The organism is Streptomyces sp. NPDC047072 (assembly GCF_040643855.1).
Lineage (GTDB): Bacteria > Actinomycetota > Actinomycetes > Streptomycetales > Streptomycetaceae > Streptomyces.
Genome location: NZ_JBEYVC010000285.1, coordinates 1 through 8,340 on the forward strand (window position 1 = coordinate 1; position 8,340 = coordinate 8,340).

The window sequence follows — 8,340 nt, forward strand, 5'->3', positions numbered from 1 at the left end:
GGGGTCGGGGCGGGGGGGGGGGGGTATCCGTCCTCGGTCCGGCGGTTCTCTCTTTTGCGGATGTGCTGGATGACGGACGCCGGCCGCTGCGGGCGGACACCCCCCGCCCCCGTCCCCTCACCGCCGTACGCGGCCGACAAAAAGCCGTTCAGGTGAGCTCTTTTAGGGGCGCGGGGAACTGCGCGACCAGCCCCCACCGGCCCGCACCCGCCGTCCCACCTAACCCGGCACCCCACTGGGCGACCGCTTCCCCGCTCGGGATGGTCGTAAAATCGACCCCACTGTGTCTGACTCCCATCACACCCCCGCATCCGAAGACGGCACCGGCGTTGGCGAGCCGCACCACCACGCCCCCGGGGTCTCCGTGCGGCATACCCGGGTCAAGGGGGAGCCGCGGTTTCCCGATGGGCCGAAGGCCGACCCCGCCGGGTCGCACTTCGAGCGGCGGATTCGGAGTTTTCAGCCGCGGCGGAGTCGGGTGACCGCGGGGCAGGCGGACGCGCTGCAGCGGCTGTGGCCCAAGTGGGGGCTGGACATCGACGGGCAGCGGACTCTCGATCTGGCCGAGATGTTCGGCAACGGCAATCCCGTCGTGCTGGAGATCGGGTTCGGGATGGGGGAGGCGACCGCGCGGATGGCCGGCGAGGACCCGGAGACGAACATCCTCGCCGTGGACGTGCACACTCCGGGCCAGGGGAATCTGCTCGGCCTCGCCGACCAGCAGGGCCTGCCCAACGTCCGGGTCGGCAACGGCGACGCCATCATCCTGCTGCGCGAGATGCTCGCCCCGGACGCGCTCGACGGGCTGCGTGTGTACTTCCCCGACCCGTGGCCGAAGAAGCGGCACCACAAGCGGCGGCTGATCCAGCCGGAGTTCCTCGACCTCGCCGCGAGCAGGATGCGGCCCGGCGCGATCGTGCACTGCGCCACGGACTGGGAGCCGTACGCCGAGCAGATGCTCGAAGTCCTCACGGCCCACCCCGAGTTCGAGAACACCCAGGCAGCGGGCGGATTCGCGCCACGTCCGGACTTCCGGCCGCTGACCCGTTTCGAGGGGCAGGGACTGGAGAAGGGTCATGTCGTGAACGACCTGCTCTTCCGCCGCGTACAGCACGGCGACCGATCCGACCAAACCCCCACCGACGCCTGAGCGCCCCTCCCGCCCCTGCGGGCGGCGCCCGAGTCTCGTTAAGGTCGATGCCGTGGCCATCAGTCCCCCGTACCCGTCGTACCCCACCGATCCCACCGGTGGCGCGGGGCGGCATGCGCACTGGTGGCAGCGGAAGTCGGTGCGCTACGGCGCGCTGATCACGCTGCTCGCGCTGTCCGGGCTGGTCATCCTCGCCCTGGTCCGGCAACAGACCGGCACCCAGGGGTTCCTGGTCGGGCTCGGGCTCGCGGTGCTGCCCGTGCCGCTGCTCATGGCCGCGTTCCGCTGGCTCGACCGGGTCGAGCCGGGCCCCTGGCGCAATCTGCTGTTCGCCTTCGCCTGGGGGGCCTGCGCGGCCGCGCTGATAGCGATCATCGCCAACAGCTTCGCGACGAAGTGGATCGCCACGGCCACCGCCGACCCCTCCGGCGCGGACACCCTCGGCGCGACCGTGATAGCGCCGGTCGTCGAGGAGTCGGCCAAGGCTGCCGCCGTGCTGCTCGTCTTCCTCTTCCGCAGACGGGACTTCACCGGGATCGTCGACGGGGTGGTGATCGCCGGGGTCACCGCGACCGGGTTCGCCTTCACCGAGAACATCCTCTACCTCGGCAACGCCTTCGGCACCGACCAGCTGACCGGGGACCGGGGCATCGCCTCCGTCACCGCCGCGACCTTCTTCGTGCGGATCGTCATGTCGCCGTTCGCGCACCCCCTGTTCACCGTGCTCACCGGGATCGGCTTCGGCATCTCCGCGCTGTCGGCGGAGCGCCACCATGTGCGGCGGGTGCTCGTGCCGGTCGCCGGGCTGCTGCTCGCCATGGGCATGCACGCGATGTGGAACGGCTCGTCGACGTTCGGGGAGTACGGGTTCTTCGCGGTGTACGCGATGTTCATGGTGCCGGCGTTCGCGCTGCTGACCTGGCTGGTGATCTGGACGCGGCAGCGGGAGCTGCGGGCCGTGCGGGAGGAGCTGCCCGTGTACGCCGCGACGGGGTGGCTGGCGCCGGTCGAGCCGTACGTCCTCGGGTCGATGCGGGCACGGCGGCTGGCCCGGCAGTACGCGCGGCGGCAGCTCGGGGGGCGTGCCGCGGCGCGGGCGGTCGCGGAGTACGAGGCGTACGCGACGTCTCTCGCGTTTCTGCGGCGGCGGGGGCGGCAGGGGCGGGCGGGGGCCGACTTCCTCGTACGGGAGCGGGAGTTGCTGCTGGAGCTGTGGGCGCGGCGGGAGGTGGCCCGGGTGGCGCTGGACCACGCGGGGCGGATGGCCGCGCCGCCGGTCCCGGTGGCTGCGCCGCCCTGGCCGGTGTACGGGGTGTACGGGCAGGGCCATCCGGCGGTGCCGTACCCGATCTACAACCCGTACCGGACGTAGGGGCTCGGGCGGGCTCTGGGGCGGGTTCGGCACCGCCGGTCCGTGCCGCGGGGGCTGAGCGCCGTGGCGGCGGGAGGAAAGGGCCGACAGAAGCAAGAGACCGGCGCAGAGGGAGACCGGCGCAGAAGTTGGCCGACCCCAAGGTCAAGCCGACGGCAGGGTCAGGCCGACGCCTCCGTCAGGCGGGTCACCTCCTCCTCCGTCAGGGTCAGGTTCGGGAGGTCCAGCAGGGGTGGGAGTTGGTCCGCCGTGCGGGCCGAGGCGATGGGGGCTGTCACCGTCGGTTGGGACGTCAGCCAGGCCAGGGCCACCGTGGCGACCGCCGTGTCGTGGGCCGCCGCGATCTCGTCCAGGGCCGTCAGGACACTGCGGCCGCGCTCCGTGTCCAGGTGCTTGCCGGCGCCCCTTGCCGCACGCGCGCTGTCGACCGTCGTGCCGGGCCGGTACTTGCCCGTGAGGAAGCCGGACGCGAGGGCGAAGTACGGGACCGCGGAGAGGCCCTCGCGGGCGACGACGTCCTGGAGGTCACCCTCGTACGTGTCGCGCGAGACCAGGTTGTAGTGGGGCTGCACGGCCACGTACCGCGCCAGCCCCTCGCGGTCGGAGAAGTCGAGGGACTCCTGGAGCCGCTCGGCGGAGATGTTGGACGCGGCGATGTGCCGGACCTTGCCCGCCCGCACCAGCTCGTCGAGCGCGCCGATGATCTCCTCGACGGGGATCTCCGGCTTGTCGAAGTGCGTGTAGTAGAGGTCGATGTGGTCGGTGCCGAGGCGCTTCAGCGAGGCCTCAGCCGCCGCCTTGATGTTCGCGCCCGACAGGCCCTGGAAGTCGGGGTGCTGGCTGACCTTCGTGGCGATCACGACGTCGTCGCGGTTCCTCCGCGCTGCCACCCACCTACCGATGATCGTCTCCGACTCGCCGCCGGAGTTGCCGTCGATCCACGCCGAGTACGAGTCGGCCGTATCGACGAAGTTGCCGCCGGCGGCCGTGTACGCGTCGAGGACCGCGAACGAGGTGGCCTCGTCCGCGGTCCAGCCGAACACGTTGCCGCCGAGGGAGAGCGGGAAGACCTCCAGATCGGAGGAGCCGAGCTTGCGAAGCGGAGAGCGAGAGGAAGTCATGTCCTACGTCAACGCGCGCACCGGACGCCCGCCTTCCGCTACGGCCGCAAAATCGCCGTAAATCCCATGGCCCTCGTAGACCTCAGGGGTTGAGCCCCTTGCTCCGCAGCCAAGCCATCGGGTCGATCCCGTCGGCCTGTCCACCCGGATGCACCTCCAGGTGCAGATGCGCCCCGGTCACGTTGCCCGTCGCACCCACCCGCCCGATGACATCCCCCGTGGCGACCTTCTGCCCGACGCTGACGCTGATCGAGGACTGGTGGCAGAACCACAGCTCGGTGCCGTCGTCGAGGGTGAGGATCGTGCGGTAGCCGTAGGAGCCGGCCCAGCCGGCCTCCGTGATGGTGCCGCTGTGGATCGCCTTGATGAGCGTGCCCGTGGGGGCCGCGAAGTCGAGGCCGGTGTGGTAGCCGGAGGACCACAGGGAGCCGGCCTGCCCGAAGGTGCCGGTGATGGTGTACGAGGAGGTCGGCAGCGTGAACTGCTTGGCGAGCTCGGCCAGGCGCTCGGCCTCGGCCTTCTTCGCCGCCTCCGCCTCCGCCTTCTCCTTGGCGGCCTTGGCCTTGGCCTGCGCGTCCTTCTCCGCCTTCGCGGCGGCGTCGCGCGCCTCCTTGTCGGCGGCGTCGGCGACGGCCTGGGCGGCACGGGTGTCGATCTGGTCCTGCTGGACCTCGGCCTGGGCGAGGATGCGCGAGCGCAGCGCCTCACCGGCGTCGGAGGTGCCCTGCGCGGTACCGGCGGTGGTGGTCTCACCGACCGTGCTGAACGCGGTGGCGGTGTCGGCGGCGGAGTCGTCGTCCGAGATGAGGGAGCCGACGCCGGGCAGGTCGGGCATGGAGATCGACACCGGCGGCTTGCCGGTGTTGGCGCTGGCCATCCCGCCCGCGCTGACGGCGGCTATGACTCCGACGCCGAGCACGGTGGAGCTACGGGCGAATCCTCCGCCACGCTGCTTGGCGACACGGTGCCGGCCCCGGACGGGGGCGACGGACTCCGCGGTGGGGTTCCACTCACCGAGCGGGGCCTCGTCGTCGGCGCGGTAACCGCCGTACACAAGGGTGTTGCCGGTTGCGTACGGGGCCTCGGGGGCAGGCGGGTTGGACGCCACGTGGGCGTGCTCCTTTCCTTCCTTCTCGCCTACCGGGTTAGCTGACGGGTTCGGAGCAGGAAGGTCTCCTACGCGCGTAAACCTGCCGTGCTGCCACGGCGGAAGACGTGCGATTCACCCCAAGTGGTGGTTCCCCGGTTCCCTTGCGGAATTCGGCGCGTGAGCACGGAGCCGTCTCTTGTGACGGCTGGGACGACCGCGCTGCGTTATCGAACGTTAATAGACCCGGGGGGCGGATTCCAAGCTGTTCCGCTTGATCATTAACGAAATCCCGCTGGACTTACGGCCCATGACCGGCGAAAAACGGGCGAGTTGACCCGGCCTCAGCCGGACCACAGGTATTGACGGTATGTCAGTTGTTATGCGGAGGGCGCTCGCCCGCTCACGCCTGGTGACCACAGAAAGGGGAAACGCACCGAGGGCCGGAACCCTTTCGGATTCCGGCCCTCGGACCTGAGTAGCGGGGACAGGATTTGAACCTGCGACCTCTGGGTTATGAGCCCAGCGAGCTACCGAGCTGCTCCACCCCGCGTCGGTGTGACACCAGCATACGCCATTCGCGGGACCGCTCGCGCCACGTGCCGTCAGAGGCCGGGGTTGCCCGCGTGGGTGAGGGTCTCCCAGGAGACGAAGAGGTCGTCGGTGCCGGCGGGCCGGGTCTCCTCGGCGAGCCTGTGCGCGGCCGGGACGGGCATGTCGAGCCGGTCCTCCAGATGGTTGAGCGCGACCTCCAGGTCCGGGCCCATGTTCCGGTCGACCTTGCCGCCGCACAGCCAGGCGGGCGCGGGCTCGCCGGACTGGTAGCGGGCGTGGAAGGCGAGCGCGGCCTCCAGGCGGTCCTTGACCTCGCCGTACAGGTCGACGCCCTGGTGCCAGGCGGTCTCGGCGGCGTGCGCGGTGGCGGCGAGGGAGTAGCCGACGTGCTTGAAGTTGCGGCAGGTCTCCTGGGAGAGGCCGTCCTTGTAGGTCGTCTGCCCGAACCAGTACGTCGTCAGCTTCTGCGGGGTGGTCATGGTGGAGCCGGGCGGCGTGAGCGGCACCTTGCCGTCCTTCTCCAGGTAGAAGTACGCGGGCACGCGCTCCCGGAAGCGCTGGACGGCGTGGTCGAAGGCCTTGTGGTCGTTGAGGAAGACCGCGATGCCCATGGCCGCGTCCGTCATCACGAGGTCCCAGTTGCCGTTGTAGTCGGGCACCTTCTGGGTGACGGTCGGCAGATAGGCGGTGCGCAGCATGGTCTCGAAGCGCCGGACGCGGTCGGCGGGCCAGCCCGCCCCCTCGCTGTACCGGATGATCTCGCCGGCCCGCGCCCAGGTCGCCCCGGCCCACCCGGTCTGCAGCCCGGCGTCCTCCTCCGTGTGCCGCTTCACCGTCGCCGACCAGGCGTCCATGATCTCCCTGGCCTTCACGGCGTGCTGCCGCTTGCCCGTGACGGAGAAGAGCAGAGCCTGCGTATAGGCCGCGATGGCGTCCTCACGCTCCTCGACACACCCGTGCTTGGGCTTGTTCCCCCAGGGACAGTCGACGTTCGCGATCGGCTCCGGCCGGTACTTGTACGACCCGTACTTGCTGTCCCGCATGTCCAGGTACGCCTTCAGCCACGGCTGCTTCCCCGCCGTCACCTTCTCCCGTACGACATCCAGCTGCCCCCGGCTGACCAGCACACCGGGATGCGTGAACCCGGCGTCCGCGGGCAGCGCACGGGCCATCGTGCGGGTACCGGGGCCGGTGGTACCGCAGGAGGCGACACCGAGGGCGAGCAGGGGCACGAGGACAAGGGTGACAGCACGTCTCATATGCGCAGGGTCGCCTTGTGGGGGCGGAGGCGCAGGAATTGTTGGGCCGATCGGTCCTGCGCGGGAGTGGGGCGGGGAGGTGCGGCGGCGAAGAAGAGCCGCCCCGCCGGATGACACCCGGCGGGGCGGCTCGGTGCACGGCGGGCCTACCAGCCCATGTCCCTGGCCACCTCTTCCTGCGCGGCGGCGATCTCCTCCTCCGTGGACGCCGTGACATCCGTGTCACACGCCCACTCGAACCGGCCCAGCAGATCGGCGAGCGCCTGCTTCTGCGCCGGGTGCGTGATCGGCACGGCGTTGAGATCGGTGCTCATCAGCCAGTCGAACAGCACGATGGCGTCCGCGCGCCACAGGCGGATGTTGACGGTCGGCACGGACTCCGGGGACTCATGGGTGTTCATGGGGAGGCATCTCTCCTCGTCAGCGGCGCGTCGGCACTACTTGATCTCGATGTGCCAGTAGGGGTCGGACCGGTCGATGGTCTTCCCTGTCAGGGGGTTGATGAACTGGCCGCCTTCGTTCGCGTAGGTGATGTATCCGGTGGGCTTCGGGTACTTCCCGGTCGTCGTCGGATCCATGACACGGACGTATCTGACGCTCTTGTGGAGACCGTTGGCGACGGCCTCGGACTCCTTGACGTCGTAGAACCAGCCCTTCCCGGTGTTGGCCATCGAGATGGCCTTGCGCCCCTTGGGGAGCCAGAGGGTCTCGCCCTTCGGGCCGATGACGTCGGCGATCAGGCACCGGCTGTTGTGGACCAGGACCGGGGTGTCGCCGGCCAGCACATAGTAGGTGTGCAGGTCGTCGACCGTGAGGTTGTAGGTGCGGGCGCTCCTGGCGAACGGGCGGTTGGACAGGACCGTGACGGTGGTGCCGTCGTCGGTGCGCAGCGTCGCGCCCGGGAGCAGGCGGTCCGCCTCGACCCAGTCCCCCGCCGACGGCGACCAGAAGGGGTGCTCGTATGTCGCGGTCAGCTTCTGCTCGCCCTGAGGGGTGGAGACGCCGATCTCGTTGAAGAGCTTGTCGTCCTCGGTGACGATCAGGTCGGTCACCGCACGCGGGCCCCGCTCCCCGGTGACCGGATCGGCGGCGAGGACCTCGTCGCCGACCCGCACGGACTCGATGGTCTTCGTCGAGCCGTCGGCCATCAGCACCTCGGTGCCCGCGAGGAAGCACTGCGCGCACTTCTGGGCCACGCGGACGGCCCTGCTGCTGTCGATCACGTTGTCGACCGCGTCGAACCCCTTCTTGAGGAGCTTGAGCTTGCCGACCGGAAGGACGGAGAGCGCGGCGAGCGAGCACTTGCCGAGGCTGGGGTTCTTGACGCAGTCCTTGGCGTCGTTCAGGCCGAGGACCTCCCAGGCGACCTCCTTCAGCGTCGGGTCGATCTCGGGGAACGTGAGGGGCTTGCCGGCCAGCGCGCAGGGCGGCAGGTGGTCGCGGTACGGGTTGACGATGCACTTCGGCTCGCTCTCCCGCTCCTTCTTACGGCGCTCCTCGGCGAGGCGGCGCGCCTCGGCCTGCTCCGCCTCGCGCTTGGCCACCACGTCCTTCCAGGCCGCGGTGGCCTCCTGCTTGGCCTGGGTCGCGCTCTTGCCGGCCGCGATCGCGTCCGCCTCCGCATGGTCACTGGCCTCCTTCGCCTCGTACGCCGAGGTGCGGGCGTACTCGGCGGAGAACTCCGCCTGGGCGGCGGACTCCTCGGCGGCCACCGCGTCGCTCGCCGCGCGGTCGGCGAGGCCGAGCTGTTCGGCCTGTACTTCACCGACGCCGGCCAGCACCAGGAGCACCGCCTC

General features: G+C 70.4%; 7 protein-coding genes, 1 tRNA gene and 1 riboswitch. Of the genes, 2 read left to right on the top strand and 6 right to left on the bottom strand.

Translation table 11 applies throughout. The annotated features are described in order from the left end of the window. The first annotated feature begins 364 nt into the window (after positions 1–364). A complete protein-coding gene (gene trmB, locus ABZ896_RS50840; RefSeq protein ID WP_360945729.1) occupies positions 365–1,150 on the top strand; it encodes a tRNA (guanosine(46)-N7)-methyltransferase TrmB in 786 nt (261 codons plus the stop codon). A gap of 52 nt (positions 1,151–1,202) precedes the next feature. Continuing rightward, positions 1,203–2,522 (top strand): PrsW family intramembrane metalloprotease, encoded by a 1,320-nt coding sequence (locus ABZ896_RS50845; protein WP_360945711.1) that lies wholly within the window; start codon positions 1,203–1,205, stop codon positions 2,520–2,522. Between the two features lie 161 nt (positions 2,523–2,683). On the opposite strand, the gene ABZ896_RS50850 is transcribed toward ABZ896_RS50845, so the two are convergent. From ABZ896_RS50850 to ABZ896_RS50875, 6 genes are all read right to left on the bottom strand, one after another. Further along, on the bottom strand, positions 2,684–3,643 hold the full coding sequence (locus ABZ896_RS50850; RefSeq protein ID WP_360945714.1) for an aldo/keto reductase: 960 nt from the start codon (positions 3,641–3,643) through the stop codon (positions 2,684–2,686). Between the two features lie 82 nt (positions 3,644–3,725). Beyond that, entirely contained in the window at positions 3,726–4,751 is a 1,026-nt protein-coding gene (locus tag ABZ896_RS50855; RefSeq protein ID WP_360945717.1) for a M23 family metallopeptidase, read from the bottom strand. Between the two features lie 11 nt (positions 4,752–4,762). Beyond that, positions 4,763–4,919, bottom strand: a riboswitch (cyclic di-AMP (ydaO/yuaA leader). A gap of 290 nt (positions 4,920–5,209) precedes the next feature. Beyond that, positions 5,210–5,283 (bottom strand) — tRNA-Met (locus ABZ896_RS50860). A gap of 52 nt (positions 5,284–5,335) precedes the next feature. Further along, entirely contained in the window at positions 5,336–6,544 is a 1,209-nt protein-coding gene (locus ABZ896_RS50865; RefSeq protein ID WP_360945720.1) for an alginate lyase family protein, read from the bottom strand. A gap of 146 nt (positions 6,545–6,690) precedes the next feature. Beyond that, positions 6,691–6,945 carry a hypothetical protein gene (locus ABZ896_RS50870; RefSeq protein WP_360945723.1) on the bottom strand — a complete coding sequence of 85 codons (255 nt, stop codon included), beginning with the start codon at positions 6,943–6,945 and terminating at the stop codon, positions 6,691–6,693. Between the two features lie 36 nt (positions 6,946–6,981). After that, entirely contained in the window at positions 6,982–8,256 is a 1,275-nt protein-coding gene (locus ABZ896_RS50875) for a polymorphic toxin-type HINT domain-containing protein (protein WP_360945726.1), read from the bottom strand. Positions 8,257–8,340 lie beyond the last annotated feature (84 nt).